15 protein-coding genes are annotated in these 16,150 nt (G+C 74.1%); 7 read left to right on the top strand and 8 right to left on the bottom strand.

The window, feature by feature from the left end:
* Nucleotides 1-131: 131 nt before the first annotated feature.
* From ACF08D_RS05600 to amaP, 5 genes are read left to right on the top strand one after another with little or no spacing between them, the layout of a single operon-like run.
* The gene (locus ACF08D_RS05600) at nucleotides 132-548 is read left to right on the top strand and encodes an Asp23/Gls24 family envelope stress response protein (protein ID WP_392222315.1); all 417 of its coding nucleotides are present in this window, start codon (nucleotides 132-134) and stop codon (nucleotides 546-548) included.
* A gap of 21 nt (nucleotides 549-569) precedes the next feature.
* Nucleotides 570-761 carry a hypothetical protein gene (locus ACF08D_RS05595; RefSeq protein WP_392221267.1) on the top strand — a complete coding sequence of 64 codons (192 nt, stop codon included), beginning with the start codon at nucleotides 570-572 and terminating at the stop codon, nucleotides 759-761.
* Nucleotides 736-1,152, top strand: coding sequence for an Asp23/Gls24 family envelope stress response protein (locus ACF08D_RS05590; RefSeq protein WP_392221266.1), 417 nt, complete (start codon nucleotides 736-738; stop codon nucleotides 1,150-1,152). Before ACF08D_RS05595 ends, ACF08D_RS05590 begins: the two co-directional genes overlap by 26 nt.
* Entirely contained in the window at nucleotides 1,149-1,781 is a 633-nt protein-coding gene (locus ACF08D_RS05585) for a DUF6286 domain-containing protein (protein ID WP_392221265.1), read from the top strand. The genes ACF08D_RS05590 and ACF08D_RS05585 overlap by 4 nt, the downstream gene beginning before the upstream one ends.
* Before the next feature lie 4 nt (nucleotides 1,782-1,785).
* The gene (gene amaP, locus ACF08D_RS05580) at nucleotides 1,786-2,349 is read left to right on the top strand and encodes an alkaline shock response membrane anchor protein AmaP (protein WP_392221264.1); all 564 of its coding nucleotides are present in this window, start codon (nucleotides 1,786-1,788) and stop codon (nucleotides 2,347-2,349) included.
* A gap of 12 nt (nucleotides 2,350-2,361) precedes the next feature.
* Here amaP and ACF08D_RS05575 read toward each other — a convergent pair whose 3' ends face one another.
* The 8 genes from ACF08D_RS05575 to ACF08D_RS05540 form a co-directional block, all read right to left on the bottom strand.
* Nucleotides 2,362-3,117 (bottom strand): SDR family oxidoreductase, encoded by a 756-nt coding sequence (locus ACF08D_RS05575; RefSeq protein WP_392221263.1) that lies wholly within the window; start codon nucleotides 3,115-3,117, stop codon nucleotides 2,362-2,364.
* 4 nt (nucleotides 3,118-3,121) lie between these two features.
* Nucleotides 3,122-4,906, bottom strand: coding sequence for a glycoside hydrolase family 15 protein (locus tag ACF08D_RS05570; RefSeq protein ID WP_392221262.1), 1,785 nt, complete (start codon nucleotides 4,904-4,906; stop codon nucleotides 3,122-3,124).
* Between the two features lie 81 nt (nucleotides 4,907-4,987).
* Nucleotides 4,988-5,857 carry an SURF1 family protein gene (locus tag ACF08D_RS05565; RefSeq protein ID WP_392221261.1) on the bottom strand — a complete coding sequence of 290 codons (870 nt, stop codon included), beginning with the start codon at nucleotides 5,855-5,857 and terminating at the stop codon, nucleotides 4,988-4,990.
* 127 nt (nucleotides 5,858-5,984) lie between these two features.
* Nucleotides 5,985-6,221 carry a hypothetical protein gene (locus tag ACF08D_RS05560; RefSeq protein WP_392221260.1) on the bottom strand — a complete coding sequence of 79 codons (237 nt, stop codon included), beginning with the start codon at nucleotides 6,219-6,221 and terminating at the stop codon, nucleotides 5,985-5,987.
* A gap of 53 nt (nucleotides 6,222-6,274) precedes the next feature.
* Nucleotides 6,275-7,273: a DEDDh family exonuclease gene (locus tag ACF08D_RS05555; protein WP_392221259.1), complete on the bottom strand. Its 999-nt coding sequence runs from the start codon at nucleotides 7,271-7,273 to the stop codon at nucleotides 6,275-6,277.
* Nucleotides 7,274-7,391: 118 nt separating this feature from the next.
* Nucleotides 7,392-10,520: an NACHT domain-containing protein gene (locus ACF08D_RS05550; protein ID WP_392221258.1), complete on the bottom strand. Its 3,129-nt coding sequence runs from the start codon at nucleotides 10,518-10,520 to the stop codon at nucleotides 7,392-7,394.
* Nucleotides 10,521-10,686: 166 nt separating this feature from the next.
* Nucleotides 10,687-12,087, bottom strand: a complete 1,401-nt coding sequence (locus ACF08D_RS05545) for a CoA transferase (RefSeq protein ID WP_392221257.1) — start codon at nucleotides 12,085-12,087, stop codon at nucleotides 10,687-10,689.
* Between the two features lie 140 nt (nucleotides 12,088-12,227).
* Entirely contained in the window at nucleotides 12,228-13,766 is a 1,539-nt protein-coding gene (locus ACF08D_RS05540; protein WP_392221256.1) for a S8 family serine peptidase, read from the bottom strand.
* Nucleotides 13,767-14,059: 293 nt separating this feature from the next.
* Between ACF08D_RS05540 and ACF08D_RS05535 the strand changes: the two genes are divergently transcribed.
* Both ACF08D_RS05535 and ACF08D_RS05530 read left to right on the top strand, forming a co-directional pair.
* Nucleotides 14,060-14,449: a DUF485 domain-containing protein gene (locus ACF08D_RS05535; protein WP_392221255.1), complete on the top strand. Its 390-nt coding sequence runs from the start codon at nucleotides 14,060-14,062 to the stop codon at nucleotides 14,447-14,449.
* Nucleotides 14,446-16,083: a cation acetate symporter gene (locus tag ACF08D_RS05530; RefSeq protein WP_392221254.1), complete on the top strand. Its 1,638-nt coding sequence runs from the start codon at nucleotides 14,446-14,448 to the stop codon at nucleotides 16,081-16,083. The genes ACF08D_RS05535 and ACF08D_RS05530 overlap by 4 nt, the downstream gene beginning before the upstream one ends.
* Nucleotides 16,084-16,150 lie beyond the last annotated feature (67 nt).

Here is a 16,150-nt window from a genome sequence, read left to right as displayed (position 1 = left end):
AGCCCAAATCTCCGAAAGGGAGAACGGTGATGAGTGAGGCGTCGCAGCCCGACCGGGCCGCCCAGTCGGACCAGGCCGCCAAGGCCGCACGGGTCCGTGAACCGGCCGCCGAGGAAACCCGCAGGACCTCCATGGCCAAGCGCACGGGCGGCGGCGGAGCCCCCGCCACCCGCGGGCGCACCACCATCGCCGACGGGGTGGTCGAGAAGATCGCCGGTCTGGCCGCACGGGACGTCGCCGGTGTCCACGCCATGGGCAGCGGCGTCTCCCGGACCTTCGGCGCGGTGCGCGACCGGGTCCCGGGAGGCCGCCCCAGCGTCACCCGAGGGGTCAAGGCCGAGGTCGGAGAGGTCCAGGCGGCCCTCGACCTGGAGATCGTCGTCGAGTACGGCTATCCGATCATGGACGTCGCCGGCGAGGTGCGGGAGAACGTGATCTCCGCGGTCGAGCGCATGACCGGGCTCGACGTGGTCGAGGTCAACATCGCGGTCAGCGATGTGAAGCTGCCCGAGGACGAGGACGACGAGCAGGAGTCACGGCTCCAGTAGCCGCCTCATGAGGAGCGCACGATGAGCATGGCGACGGCCGGCCTGTTGGCCGGAATGGCACTCGGTTTCGCCGGATACTTCGGTGGCTTCGGCGCATTCGTCCTGGTGGCCGCCCTGGGGGCCATCGGGTTCATCGCCGGGCGGTTCGCCGACGGGGACCTGGAGGCGGGCGACTTCTTCCGGGGCCGTGGCCGCGACGACCGGCGGCGGTGACGCGGTGGCGGGGGTCTCGGCGGCGGAACGCGGAGCGACCACCATCGCCGACCGGGTGGTGGCGAAGATCGCCGCGCACGCGGCGCGGGAGGCGCTCGACGAGGTGCCCGGGAACGAGAGCACGGCGGGCGACACCGCCCGGCGCGGCGGCGGCGCCGGCCCGCCGCACGCGGCGGTGGTCGTGCACCGCAACAGCGCGCGCGTCCGCGTCAGCCTCGAACTGGACTACCCCTGCGACATCGGCGCCCGCTGCCGCGACGTACGCCGCCAGGTGATCCGGCGGGTACGGACCCTGGCCGGAATGGAGGTGCCCGAGGTGGCCGTCCAGGTGGAACGCCTGCACTCGCCGTACACCCGGGAGCGCGACAAGAGCGGCGGGAGGGTCCGATGAGCGCCCCGGCCCCCGAGAAGCGGGGCGAGGGCGGGCCCTCCGATCCCGGGACCGCCCCCGTGCCGCAGGAGTCCGGGCACGGCCGCTCCGCGCACCGCTTCTGGTCCTTCCGGCGCGTGCCGGCGATCCTGGTCGCCGTCGTCCTGCTCGGCTGCGCGGGACTGCTGCTGTACGACGTCGCGTCCGTCGAGGCGGGCCGGCCCGGGATGCGCTGGCGGCGGGTCCTCGCCGACGACCTCGCCACCCGGCCGCTGGACGACATCGCCGTCCTCGTCGGCGCCGGCGTCGCCGTGGCGCTCGGCATCTGGCTGCTCCTCCTCGCCTGCACCCCCGGGCTGCGCGCCGTGCTGCCCATGCGGCGCGCCCACGGCCCGCTGCGCGCGGGCCTCGGACGCGATGTGGTGGAGGCCGTCCTGCGCGACCGGGCGGCCGGGGTCGCGGGGGTGCAGTCCGTACGGGTACGGGCGCGGCGCCACAAGGCCGCCGTACGGGCCGTCGCCCACTTCCGCGAACTCGACGACGTCCGGACGGACCTGGACCGGGCGCTGCGCGGCGCGGTCGGGGAGCTGGGCCTGGCCCGGCCGCCCCGGCTGGCGGTGCACGTCGCACGGCCCGCGAAGAAGGGGTGACGGCATGCTCAGGACGGTGAACCGGGTGGTGGTGGGCCTCGCCGGCGCAGCGCTGGTGGTCGTCGGCGGCGGTGTGCTCGCCGCCGGGCTGGACCTGAACGTGCCGTCGTGGTGGCCGTGGAGCGGGCCGGACGGGGTGCTGCTCGCCCGGTCGACCCGGGAGAGCTGGGCCTGGGGCGCCGTCGTCGCGGTGCTGGCGGCGCTGCTGCTCCTGGCGCTCTGGTGGCTGCTGGCCCAGCTGCGCCGGCGCCGGCTGGCGGAGGTCCTGGTCGACAGCCGGGACGGCGAGAGCGCGGTGCTCCGCGGCCGGGCCCTGGAGGGCGCCACCGAGGCGGAGACCGAGGCGCTGGACGGTGTCGCGCGCGCCCGGGTCCGGCTCACCGGCCGCCGCACGGCACCCGCCGCCCGGATGTCGCTGCGGGTGGAACCGCACGCCTCACCCGCCGAGACGCTGGCCCGCCTCCGGGACGGGGCGCTGCGCCACGCGCGCGAGGCGGCGGGCCTCACCGACCTCCCGGTGGAGGCCCGCCTGAGCGCCGCCAAGCACACGGAGCGCCGCGTCTCCTGAGGAACGGACCCCTCAGAAGCCGTGCCGGGCGCCGCCGTCGACGGGCAGCATGACCCCCGTCAGGTACGAGGCGGCCGGCGACAGCAGGAACGCCGCCGTGGCGCCGAACTCCTCCGGCGTGCCGTACCGCCGCAGCGGCACCCGCGACTCGGCCGCCGCACGCGCCGCCGGGGCGTCCCCGGACAGGCCGTCCAGCTCCCGCACCCGGTCGGTGTCGATCCGCCCCGGCAGCAGGCCCACCACCCGGATGCCGCGCGGGCCCACGTCATTGGCGAGCGACTTGGCGAAGCCGGCGAGCCCCGGGCGCAGCCCGTTGGAGATCGTCAGGCCCGGGATCGGCTCGTGCACCGAGCCAGACAGCACGAACCCGATCACCCCGCCCTCCGACAGCGTCTCGGCCGCCGCCCGGGCCATCCGCACCGCGCCCAGGAACACCGAGTCGAACGCCGCCCGCCACTGCTCGTCCGTGTTGTCCGCCGCCCACCCGGGCGCCGGGCCGCCGACACTGATCAGCACACCGTCCAGCCGCCCGAAGTGCTCCCGCGCGGCACCGAACAGGCGGGCGGGGGCCTCCGGGTCGGCGTTGTCCGCCGCCACGCCCACCGCGTCCCCGCCCAGCCCGGCGGCGGCCCGCGCCACCGCCTCCTCCTCCCGCGAGGAGACGACCACCTTCGCGCCGTCCGCCACCAGGGCGCGCGCCGAGGCGTGCCCCAGCCCGCGGGAGGCGCCGGTCACCACGTACACACGGTCCTTCAGTCCAAGATCCATGGGCCTATCCTGCCGCGCCCTCCCGCACCAGGGCGAGAGCGGTGCCCACCAGACCGACATGGCTGAACGCCTGCGGGAAGTTGCCCAGCTGGCGCCCCGACACCGTGTCGTACTCCTCGGCCAGCAGCCCCACGTCGTTGCGGAGCGACAGCAGCCGCTCGAAGAGCTCCCGCGCCTCCTTCTCACGGCCCGTCATGCGCAGCGCGTCCGCCATCCAGAACGAGCAGACCAGGAACGTGCCCTCGTCTCCCGGCAGCCCGTCGACCGGCACCCCCGCGGTGCTGTACCGCTTGACGAGCCCCTGGTGGTTCAGCTCCTCCCACACCGCGTCCACCGTCCCCACCACCCGCGGGTCGTCCGGCGGCAGGAAACCCACCCGGGGGATCAGCAGGGTCGCCGCGTCCAGCTCGCGCGAGCCGTACGACTGCGTGAAGGTGTTGCGCTCCGGGTCGTACCCCTTCTCGCACACGTCCCGGTGCACCGCGTCGCGCATCGCCCGCCACCGGCCCACGTCACCGGTCAGCGACGGGTCCTCCTCCAGCGCCCGCACCGCCCGGTCGGCGGCGACCCACGCCATCACCTTGGAGTGCACGAAGTGGCGCCGCGGCCCGCGCACCTCCCACAGCCCCTCGTCCGGCTCCCGCCACGTCGACTCCAGGAAGCCCAGCAGGCTCAGCTGGAGGTTCCACGCGTGCGCCTGCGAGGACAGCCCGGCCTCGCGCGCCAGGTACAGCGAGTCCATGACCTCCCCGTACACATCGAGCTGCAGCTGCCGCACGGCGGCGTTCCCGGTGCGCACCGGGGCCGACCCGGCGTACCCGCGCAGCCACGGCAGCTCCGTCTCCGGCAGCCGCCGCTCGCCCGCCAGCCCGTACATGATCTGGAGGTCCGCCGGGTCGCCGGCCACCGCGCGCAGCAGCCAGTCGCGCCACGCCGCCGCCTCGTCCAGATAGCCGGCCGACAGCAGCGCGCCCAGCGTGAGGGTGGCGTCGCGCAGCCAGCAGTAGCGGTAGTCCCAGTTCCGTACGCCCCCGATCTCCTCGGGCAGCGAGGTCGTCGGCGCGGCCACGATCCCGCCCGTCGGGGCGTACGTCAGCGCCTTCAGGGTGATCAGCGAGCGCATCACCGCGTCCCGGTGGGGCCCCTCGTAGGTGCACCGCGCCGACCACGCCTCCCAGTCCTCCAGCGTGTGCTCCAACGCCTCGAACGGGTCGATCAGCGCGGGCCGGGGGTGGTGGGAGGGGTGCCAGGTGAGGACGAACGCCACCCGCTCGCCGGCGGAGACCGTGAACGACGAGCAGGTGCTGAACTGCTGGCCCCAGGTCTTGACCTCCGGCTCGCTGCGCAGCCATATCGAGTCGGGGCCCGCGACCGCCACCCGGTGGCCGTTGGTCCGGCGCATCCACGGCACCACGGACCCGAAGTCGAAGCGCAGCCGCAGCACCGAGGCCATCTCGACCGTCCCGCTGACGCCCTCCACGATGCGGACCACGTCGGGCGCCTCGTCGCGCTGGGGCATGAAGTCCAGCACCTTGACCGTGCCGGTGCGGGTCTCCCAGACGGACTCCAGGACGAGGGAGTCACCGACGTACCGGCGGCTGGTGCAGGACTGCCCGTCCTTGGGGGCGATGCGCCAGTGGCCGTTCTCCTCGTCGCCCAGCAGGGCGGCGAAACAGGCCGCCGAGTCGAAGCGCGGCAGGCACAGCCAGTCGACGGAACCGTTCCGGCCGACCAGGGCCGCGGTCTGGAGATCCCCGATGAGGGCGTAGTCCTCGATGCGTTGCGTCACGCTCAGGCGTCTTCCCGCCGTGACGGACGGCCAATCGGGTACCTGCCGACGGCCGGAGACGCGGCCTCGGCGCTTCGGGGGTTACGCCGGTGACGGGGCCGCCGGCCGCACCTCGTCGCCGCGGTTCCCGCCGTCGCCACCGCCGTCGCGGCCGTCGCCGCCGTCGCCGTGGTCCCCGCCGTCGCCGGCCGGGGCCGCGCGGTCCGCCTCGGCGCGGTCGCGCTTCTCGCGGCGCACCAGCACCACCCACCCCACGGGCACTCCCGCCGCGAACAGCCACCACTGCACCGCGTACGCCATGTGCGCGCCGATCGAGTCGTGGTCGGGCTCCGGGATCAGCTCCGGGGTGTCCCCGGCCGGCTCCGGCGCGGTCTGTTCCAGATAGCCGCCCAGCACCTCGCGGCCGAGGCCGGCGGCCTGCTGCTCGCTGTTGATCAGCATTACCTGGCGGGGCGGCAGTCCGCTGAGGTCCTTGATGCCGCTGGCACCGGTGGTCTCGTCGGCCTTCAGCCGGCCGGTGACGGTGACGGTGCCCTTGGGGGCGGGCGGCACCTGGGGGAAGGACATCTGGTCGGCGGCGGCCGGGATCCAGCCCCGGTTGACCAGGACGGCGCGGCCGTCGGCGAGGATCAGGGGGGTGAGGACCAGGACGCCGATCCGTTCGTCCGCGGAGGTCCGGCGGCGTACGACGACCTCGTGGGCCGTGTCGAAGGTGCCGGTGGCGGTGGTCCGGCGCCAGTAGTCGGCGCGCGGGACGGTGTGGCCGGGGGAGGTGAGCTCCGTCACGGGGACGGGCTTCGCCTTCAGGTTGTCCTCGATCAGCCGGTTCTGTGCCACCCGGTGCTCATGGCGGTGGAACTGCCAGAAGCCCAGCTCGATCATCGTGGGGATGAGAACGAGGGCGACGAGGGTGAGGATCACCCACTGCCGGGACAACAGGAAGCGGTACACGGCTTCGACCGTACCTGCTCGGGTCCGGCCCCCGGTCGGCGGGTCGGCCCGGCTCCCGGTCGGCGTCGGCTCCCGGCCGCCCGGTCGGCGGGTCTGCCCCGGCCGTCCGCCGCCCGGCGGGCCGGGGTCAGACGCTGTCGACGATGCCCACCTCGCCCTTCTCCGCGCGGGCGCAGTGGGCCCCGCAGTAGAACTGCCCGCCGGCCTCGACGCCCTGGCCGATGATCTGGACCCGGCAGTGCTCGCAGATGGGTGCCATCCGGTGGATGGCGCAGGCGAAGCAGTCGAAGACGTGCACGGCGCCCTGCGCGTGCACCTCGAAGGACATCCTGTAGTCGTTCCCGCAGACCTCACAACGTGCCATGCGCCACAGGGTGCGGGCCGGTGGTCCGGAAGGACCGGTGAAACGCCCGGCGGTCACCCGTCTGCCGGGTCGCCGGCCGGGGCCACGTCCCGCAGCAGCTGGGTGAACGCCGCCTCGTCGACGACCGGCGTGCCGAACGCCTTGGCCTTGACCGTCTTGGAGGTGGCCGAGTCCGGGTCGTTGGTGACGAGGAGGCTCGTCAGCCGGGAGACGCTGCTCGCCACATGGAGGCCCGCCTCGAACGCCCGGTCCTCCAGCAGCTCGCGGTCGATCGAGGTGTCACCCGAGAACGCCACCCGCATGCCCTGCTTGAGCGGTTTGTCCGCTTCGTAGCGGCCCGGGTTCGGGTACGGGCAGGCCGGCCGCCTCCGGGACGGCCGCCAGCCGCCCGAGCGGTACGACGCCTGCCGGCCGATCCGCGGCACCGGCGACCCGGCGGGCGACGACACCCACTCGGTGAGCGGACGGCACTCCAGCAGCGGCAGCCGGACACCCCGCTCGGCGGCGGCGTGCAGACTCGGGCGGAACGCCTCCGCCAGCACGCGCGCGTCGTCCAGCGCGTTGTGCGCCCGGCGCTGCACCACGCCGAAGTGGGTGGCCAGCGTCTCCAGCTTGAAGTTGGCCAGCGGCAGGCCCAGCTCCTTGGACAGGGCGATGGTGCACAGCCGCTGCCGCACCGGGGCCGCGCTCTCCGCCCGGGCGTACTCACGGGCGATCATCGACCAGTCGAACATGGCGTTGTGCGCGACGAGCACCCGGCCGTCGAGCCGCGCGGAGAACTCCGCCGCGACGTCCGCGAAGAGCGGCGCCCCCTCCAGCAGGTCGCTCGTCAGACCGTGAATCCACACCGGCCCCGGGTCGCGCTCCGGATTGACCAGCGTGTACCAGTGGTCCTCCACATTGCCCTGCGGGTCGAGGCGGTAGACGGCGGCGGACACTATCCGGTCGTCGCGGGCGAGGCCGGTGGTCTCCACGTCGACGACCGCGTACCCCTGGGTCGGGTACGCGGTCGGCCACGGTGTCGCTGTCGTACGGTCGTCGAGCATGGTCACTGAGAATAGAGCCCGCCACTGACAACGCCACCGCCGGGCTTGCCCCATGTGTCCCCCGAGTTGACGCCCGTGGCCGCTGTCCGCCGTGTACGCGGGGGAGTTGGGCGGGCCGGAGTCCTCACGCCTGGGCCCGCCGCACCACCAGGCGGGCCGGGCCGAACCCTTCGGTGCCGGTGACGGACATGTCGTCGGTGAGGGTCACGGTCAGGTTCTCCAGACCGGCCAGCGGGGCGAGGTCGACCGGGCGGCCGTCACCCGTCTCGCACTGCCACAGCTCCAGCGAGGTGAGCGCGGGCAGGTCCCGCAGCGGGGCCAGCGCCCCGGGCAGCTCGCACCGCCAGAGAAACAGCCGCTCCAGCGAGCCGCCGAGCGCCCCGAGCGGCCGCAGGTCCAGCGATACCAGCTCATTGAGCGTCAGGGACGTCAGCGCCGGAGGCGACACCATCCGCGTCAACTGACCCAGCTGTGTGCGGCCCGAGAGGGCCAGGGAGATGAGGCCGGGCCACCGCTCGATGCCGTCGAGGGCGACATACCGGACCTGGCGCTGGAGGGTGAGGTGGGTGAGCCCCGGGCCGGCGGGCAGCTCGGCCAGGCTCTCGATGAACAGGGTGTGGCCCAGGTGCAGAGCCTTGAGGTCCGGCATGCCGGCCAGCGGCTCGATGTCGAGACCGGGGTGGAGGTCGTAGAGCGACAGCCACTCCAGACCGGGGCCGGCCAGCGGCGACAGATCGGTGAGGGACGGGCACCGGCTCAGGCCGGCCTCACGCAGTCCGGCGGAACGGGACACCGGCGAGAGGTCCCGCACGGTCGGGTTGTCGAACAGGAAGAGCCGGTGCAGGCCGTCCAGCACCGCGAGCGGTGCCAGGTCGGGATGGTCCCCCTCCAGGTGCACGGCGCGTACCCGCGGGACGTGCCGCAGGGCGGCCAGCTGCCCGGCCGTCTTCACATACAGGTAGTGGTCGTCCCAGGTACGCGGCGCCAGGACCTCCTCCAGGTACCGCTCGGTGCAGAACGAGCCCCATGCCTGGGCGAGTTCGAAGGTCACGGGAGTACGGGTGTCGTCCCGGAAGCGGGAGACGACCTCGTACGCGGTGTCGCCGCCGATCAGCCCCGCCGTCCGCACCACGGCCGCCGCGCTGTACTGGTCGAGCCCCTCCTCCGGGCCCGGCAGCAGCTCCAGCACCAGCTCGCCCACCTCGGCGAGCTGTTCGGCATCGGTCCGGCGGCGGGGCGGCAGCAGCTCCTGCGTCCGCTCCTGCACGGCCGCCCTGACCCGGGGGTCCAGCTCGGGCGCGTGCTCCAGGCACGCGGCCGCCAGCAGGACCAGCCGGTGCCGGTGGCACTCCTCCTCGTCCGCCCGGTCCAGCAGGTCGGTCAGCAGCCGGGCGCGCTCGTCCACGCGCGCGTGCCCGACCGCCATCTGCACCACGTCGTCCCACTGGTCGTCGTGCGCGTTCCGCACCAGGACGCCGAAGTCCCGCGCCTCCACGGCGGCCTTGGCGCCCAGGTAGTCCTGGAAGGTCCGGTGGACGAAGTCGACCGCGCCGGGGCGGGGTTCGCGCAGCAGCCCGCTCCTGATGAGCAGGTGCGAGAACACCTGCTCCGCCGTGCCGTCCACCTGCGGCATGGCGTCCAGCCACCGCCCGGCCATCTCCACGGCCTCCGCACGGTCCGCCTCGTTGCGGCCGTTGCGGATGAGCCAGTACGCGAACCGCTGGAGCAGCGCCATCTGCTCCTCGCGCGTGAGGTCGACGCCCTCCACCCCCACGACCTCGCGCTCGGTGTCCCTGCGCACCAGCAGCATGTCCAGCGCCGCGTCGTACAGCTCCTTGCGGGCCCGGGGGAGCTGCATCCGCCGGTCCCGGTTGAGGGCGCAGAGCAGCGCGCACATCAGCGGGTTGGTGGCGAGCAGCCCCAGCGCGCGACGGGTGCCCACCGCCCGCAGCAGCGACGCCTCGTAGGTGTCCAGCCGCGCCCGCTCGGCGTCCCCGGCGCACTCGCGCCGCGCCGTCTCGTGCCAGTGCCCGACGAACGCCCGGATGTCGTCCCGTTCCATGGGCAGCAGCGAGTGGACGGCGAACCCGTGCCGCGCCAGCCAGTCCTCGGGCACCGCGGAGGGCCGCGTCGTCACCACGTACCGCGCGTGGGGGAACGCCGCGATCAGGCCCCTGAGCCACTCCCGGGTCCGCCTGCGCAGCCGCGCCGGCACCTCGTCGACCCCGTCCACGAGGACCAGCGCCCGGCCCTCGCCCATCAGCCCCTCCACCCAGCCGGCCGGTGCCGACCCGGCCAGCGGCACACCGGCCGCCCGCAGGAAGTCCCCGGGCCCCGGGAGTTCGCCGGACGGGGTGAACGTCCGCAGCCGCAGTACGAAGGGGACGTACCGGTTCCAGTCGCTCAGGTCCGCGCCGGCGCCGCTGCCGAACCGGCGCTGCGCGGCGTTCAGCGCGAGCCACTGCACCAGGGTGCTCTTGCCCGAGCCCGCCGGGCCGCGCAGCAGGACCCGGTCGGCCTCCGCGAGCGCCTGCTCGGCCCTGACGGCGACCTGGCCACGCCCACCGGGCGGGCCGAAGCCCTCGGGGCGGGAGTCGTCGCCGCTCACCGACAGGCTGATGTAGGCGGTGTCCAGGGACCACTCGCCCGCCGACCGCCCCAGGGTCAGCCCGAACAGCTCCAGCCGCCCGTGCGTCAGCGCCATGTAGTCCGCGTACCGCTGCTCGAACCGCAGCGCCTCCGCCACCGGACGGCTCTGCCCGGCCGCCAGCTCCTCGACCAGCGCCCGGGTACGGCCCGAGGCGCGGGTCTGCTCGACGGCCGCACGCGCCGGGAACGACGGGTGCGCGGTGAGCTGCTCCACCACGTGGGCGCAGCACAGCGACAGCAGCTCCTCGTACAGCTCCGCCGCCCGCGCGCTCAGGCTCCGCACGGCGGCGGGCGAGCGCAGCTCCGCGCACAGCCGGGCCGGCTCCAGGTCCAGCGAGAAGAGCCGGCCGGCGTCGATCTCGCCCGCCGCGGCGAAGCTGTCGCGGACGGCGTCGACGGCGGCGAGCCGCTCGTGCTCGGGCAGCGTGCCGTACGCCGCCTCCAGCCGCCCGGCCAGGACCTTCGCCAGCCGGTCCGGCTTCGGCGGGCGGGGCAGCGGGCGTACGGGGCGGTCGACGAGCCCCGCCCCCGGCCGGGGGGCCACCAGCGATCTGGCGACGCTGCCCAGCACGGTGCCCGCGAGCCGGGCGGCCACGATCTCCATACCCTGCACGGTCGTTGCTCCCCCCGAGGACGGCTCCGCCGCGATCGTACGGCGCCGCCCGGACGCCGGGGGCGTGAATCGGCCCGCCGGGCACTCCCCGTACGGCCCCGCCCGGCATCCCCGTACGGCTCCGCCCGGCACTCCCCGTACCGGCGCCCCTTCGTCGTCAGGGGCCGGTCCACTCCGCCCGGTCCGCGCCCCAGCGGCCGGACGGGCGGGTCCAGTCGGGCGGGGCTCCGTCGTAGGCGACCGGGGGCAGTGCGTGGCGGAGCCGGCCGCGGGGGGTGGCGGCCACCGCGGTGCGGCGCTCCGGGTCGAGCGGGCCGGCCGGTTCCGGGGGGCCGGTCAGCTCGTGCACCAGCCAGTGGGCGGTCCGGGTCAGGGCGGCCTCGGCGAGCCAGGTGCCGCCGCCGTCCCGGCCGGTCGCCTCGGTCAGCGCCCGCAGGACGGCGGCGGCCAGCAGATAGCCGGTGCCGTGGTCCAGCGCCTGGGCGGGCAGCGCGCCGGGCTCGTCGCCGCGGCCCTCCCGCAGGGCGATGCCGGTCGCCGCCTGGACCAGGCTGTCGAAGCCGCGCCGCTCGTGCCACGGCCCCTGGCGGCCCCAGGCCGACAGCCGGGCCACGACCAGGCCGGGGCGGCGCCCGGCCAGTGCTTCGGGGGAGAGCCCGAACCTGTCGAGGGCGCCGGGCCGGTAGCCGGTCACCACCACGTCGGCGTCCCGGAGGAGATCCTCGAACACCCGGTGGTCCGCCGCCCGCCGCAGGTCCAGGGTCGTCGACCGCTTGCCCATCCCGGTGTCGTCGTGCGCGTCCTGGCTCTCCGGCAGGTGCGGCGGGTCGATCCGCAGCACGTCCGCCCCGAGCAGCGCGAGGGTCCGGGTGGCGACCGGCCCGGCCAGTACCCGTGTCAGGTCCAGCACCCGCACCCCCGCGCAGGGCAGCAGGGGCCCGGCGGGCAGCGGGCCCCACGCGCGCGTGGGCGCGGTTTCGCCGATCCGCTCCAGGGTCAGCAGGGGCCGCCCGGCCACCAGGGAGCCCTGTTCCCCGGCCGTCCACTGCTCCACCGTCCGGGCGGCGACGGCCAGCCCGCCCGCCGCGTACACGGTGTCCTCCACGTCGCGCGCGGACCGGCCGGCGATCAGGGCGGCGACCGCGTCCGGGCCGGCGCCGTCCGGCAGGCCGAGCGCGGTCAGCAACCGGGCCCGGTGGTGCGGGTAGTTGGCGTGGGTCCGCACCCAGCCGTCGGCCGCCCGCCAGAACCGCGACAGCGGTGCGAAGGTCACCGGCGCCCGCCCGTCGACCCGCACCAGCCGGTCGCTCAGGAACGCCGCGGCGACCGCCTCGTCGTCCACCCGCACCCGCGGCACCGGGCCCCCGGTGCGTACCGCGGCCAGCTCGGCGGCGGCGAGGGCGCACGCCCCGACAGCCGCCCGGGCCAGCGCCATCACAGGCAGCCGGGCGGGCAGCCCGCCCCGGGGGCCGGTGCGGGAGACCCGCTCCAGCAGAGCCGTATCGGCACCGAGTGCCGTCCAGAGGGGGCGCAGGCCGGGCAGGTCGTCCGTGTTCATCCCTCCAGCCTGGCACTGAGTGCCACCCGGGGGGAAGGGGCCGGCCGGAAGGGACCGGGCGGGCCGGGGAACAGTTCCCCCGGCCCGCCCGGCCGTGACGCCCGCCCGGCCGTCACGCCGGCCCTGGCGCCCGTGCGGTCCTACCGTCGTACAGCGTCCAGCGCGTCGACCATGCCCTTGCCGTAGAAGCCGTTGTCGCGCTTGCCGCCCTCGCAGACCGCGTCCACGGTGCCGTCGCCGTTGATGTCGTACGGCGCCGTGCACGCCATGTCGTCCGCCTGCTTGGCCAGCAGCGACTTCACCTCGTTCACCGAGGCGTGCGGGCGCGTCGACCTGATGAGCGCGGCCACACCCGCGGCGTGCGGCGACGCCATCGACGTACCGGCCTTGTAGCCGTACTTGCCGCCCGGCAGCGTCGAGAGGATCAGCCCGTTGGTGGCGGGCGCCTCCGGCGGCTGGTAGGCCGTCGAGTCACCGCCCGGGGCGGCGATGTCCACGACGCCCAGGCCGTAGTTGGAGTACGAGGACTTCAGCCCCTTCGCGCCGGTCGCCGACACGGTGACCACGCCGTCGAGCATCGTCGGCACGTCCGGGCAGACGCTCGGGTCGACCACACGCTCGACCGGCGTGGTGTCGTTGGGGCTGGTGGTGTCGGTGACCTCGTCCGCGGCCAGGTCGGTCCGCGAGTTGCCCGCGGCGGCCACATTGACCGCGCCCTTGCGCTCCGCGTACCGCGTCGCCCGCTGGAGCGCCTCGACCAGCGCGCCCTGGTCGGCGTCGTTCTTGCAGGTGTAGAGCCACGGGTCCACGTAGTAGCTGTTGTTGGTCACCTCCACGCCGTGCTCGGCGGCCCAGATGAAGCCGCACACCACGGACTCGGTGTAGAAGAACCCGTCCGGGTTGGACACCTTGATGCCGGAGACCTTCACGCCCGGGGCGACACCGGTGATCCCGACGCCGTTCTTCGCGGCGGCTATGGTGCCCGCCACGTGCGTGCCGTGGTCGCTCTCCGTGGGGCCCGGCCGCCAGGAGCCGTCGGTGGTGTCCGGGGCGCCGGTCACGCAGTTCGCGGAGGCCCGGCGGTCGAAGTTGGGCGCGAGGTCCGGGTGGGTGTCGTCGACGCCCGTGTCCAGGACGGCGACGGTGACCTTCTTGCTGCCGAGCGACTTCTCGTGCGCCTTGTCCGCCTTGATGGCCGGCAGGTCCCACTGGAGGGGCTCGAACGGGTCCTGCTCGCCGTCCGCCCGGGCGGCCGCCGTACGGGCCTCCGCCGCCGACAGCGGCTGCTCGGCCCCGATGTCGGTGGTGCGCTGGGCCGCGAGCGGCGCGGTCCTCGTCGCGCCCGCGGACTGCACGCCCCGCACGCCGCGGATGGTCTTCGCGAAGTCCGGGTTCTGCGAGTGGACGACGATGACACCTATCTGGTCGTAGGCGATCACCACGGTGCCGCCCGCCCGGGATATCGCCTTCTTCACCGCCTTCGCGGTGGAGTGACCACCCGTCACATTGACGACGTACGACATTTTCGGGCCGTTCGTCGCCACCGCGGCGGCGGGAGCCTCGTCCAGCGGGGCGGCCGAGGCGGCCGTCCCCATCGGGAGCAGACCGAGCGAGGCCGTGAGCGCCAGACCGGCGGGCAGCGCGAGTACGCGCCCGCGTCCGGATCCCAGATGAGCCATGGGTTCTCCACATCATCCGTGACGTCCGCCCGTACACCGGTTGTGTATGGACGGGTACATGACGAGCGAAGCTATCGCCGATCATCCCGGCCCATCAATGACCTTGCGGGAACGACTTGGCGCGAACGGCCCCCCGGCGGCCCCCGGGAAGAAAAACGTCCCAGGTGAACCGCGTCGCCACGGCTTCCGTGCCGTTGACAGGGGAGGAGTACCGGCCAGTACCGGTGCCGCCCCCCAACCGTGAGGTTCCGCCCATGTCCATGCCCAGCGCACCCGCGTCGCGAGGAGATTCCGTGGTTACCGATGCACCGCCGCCCGAGGGCGGTACGGCCACCAGCCCCGCCCAGCCCCCGACGGCGTCCTTCGTCGAGGTGCAGGAGAGTGCGGAGTTCGGCGAACTGCGCCGTGCGTACCGCTCCTTCGCCTTCCCCCTGACCGTGGCCTTCATCGCCTGGTACCTGCTGTACGTCCTGCTGTCCAACTACGCGGGCGGCTTCATGGGCACCCGGCTGTTCGGCAACATCAACGTCGCGCTGGTCCTCGGCATCGGCCAGTTCCTCACCACGTTCCTCATCGCCTGGCTCTACTCCCGGCACGCCGCCGGGAAGCTCGACCCCAGGGCCGAGGCCATCAAGTCCCGTATGGAGTCCGGTATGGAGTCCCGTACGGAGGGCCACGCATGAACAGCACCACCACCGGCACCGCCCTGCTGGCGGCCGCGTCCGACGCCTCCGAGCACCGCCCGCTGATCATCACCCTGTTCGCGGCGTTCGTCGTCGCGACCCTCGCCATCACCGTCTGGGCCGGCCGCCAGACCCGCAGCGCCTCCGACTTCTACGCGGGCGGACGGCAGTTCACCGGCTTCCAGAACGGCCTCGCCATCTCCGGCGACTACATGTCCGCCGCCTCGTTCCTCGGCATCGCGGGCGCCATCGCCCTCTTCGGGTACGACGGCTTCCTCTACTCCATCGGCTTCCTGGTCGCCTGGCTCGTCGCCCTGCTGCTGGTCGCCGAGCCGCTGCGCAACTCCGGCCGCTACACCATGGGCGACGTCCTCGCGTACCGGATGCGCCAGCGGCCCGTGCGCACCGCCGCCGGCACCTCCACCATCGTCGTCTCGATCTTCTACCTGCTCGCGCAGATGGCCGGCGCGGGCGTCCTCGTGTCCCTGCTCCTCGGCATCACCTCGGACGGCGGGAAGATCGCCATCGTCGCCCTCGTCGGCGTCCTGATGATCGTCTACGTGACCATCGGCGGCATGAAGGGCACCACCTGGGTGCAGATGGTCAAGGCCGTCCTGCTCATCGCGGGCACCCTGCTCATCACCTTCCTCATCCTGCTGAAGTTCGGCTTCAACCTCTCCGAACTGCTCGGCACCGCCGCCGCCAACAGCGGCAAGGGCGCCGCCTTCCTCGAACCCGGCCTCAAGTACGGCGCCACGGAGACCTCCAAGCTGGACTTCATCTCCCTGGGCATCGCGCTGGTCCTCGGCACCGCCGGACTCCCGCACATCCTGATCCGCTTCTACACGGTGCCCACCGCCAAGGCCGCCCGGAAGTCCGTCAACTGGGCCATCGGCATCATCGGCGCCTTCTACCTGATGACCATCGTCCTCGGCTTCGGCGCCGCCGCGCTGCTCGCCCCCGGCGACATCGTCGCCTCCAACAAGGCGGGCAACACCGCCGCCCCGCTGGCCGCCCTGGAGATCGGCGGCGGCGGAGACTCCACCGGCGGCGCCATCCTGCTCGCCGTGATCTCCGCGGTCGCCTTCGCCACCATCCTCGCCGTCGTCGCCGGGCTCACCCTCGCCTCGTCGTCGTCCTTCGCGCACGACATCTACGCCAACGTCATCCGGCGGGGCCGCGCCACCGAGCAGGAGGAGGTGCGCGCCGCCCGCTGGGCCACCGTCCTCATCGGCGTCGTCTCCATCGGCCTCGGCGCGCTCGCCCGCGACCTCAACGTCGCCGGCCTGGTCGCCCTGGCCTTCGCCGTCGCCGCCTCCGCCAACCTGCCGACGATCCTCTACAGCCTCTTCTGGAAGCGGTTCACCACCCAGGGCGCCCTGTGGTCGATCTACGGCGGCCTGACCGCCTCGGTGGCGCTCGTCCTGTTCTCACCGGTCGTCTCCGGCAAGCCCAGCTCCATGTTCCCCGGCGCCGACTTCGCCTGGTTCCCGCTGGAGAACCCGGGACTCATCTCGATCCCGCTCGGCTTCCTCCTCGGCTGGCTCGGCTCCCTGTTCTCCAAGGAGGAGCCCGACCGGGGCAAGTACGCGGAGCTGGAGGTCAAGTCCCTCACCGGTGTCGGAGCGCACTGACCCGCGCACCCTGTGCGACTGTACGCGGCGGCGCCGCCGGGATCGTCGTAGATCCCTACGACGCCGC

The organism is Streptomyces sp. NPDC015131 (genome assembly GCF_043079975.1).
GTDB lineage: Bacteria > Actinomycetota > Actinomycetes > Streptomycetales > Streptomycetaceae > Streptomyces.
Note: the sequence above shows the minus strand (reverse complement) of the source record. Positions and strands in the feature narration are given on the sequence as shown.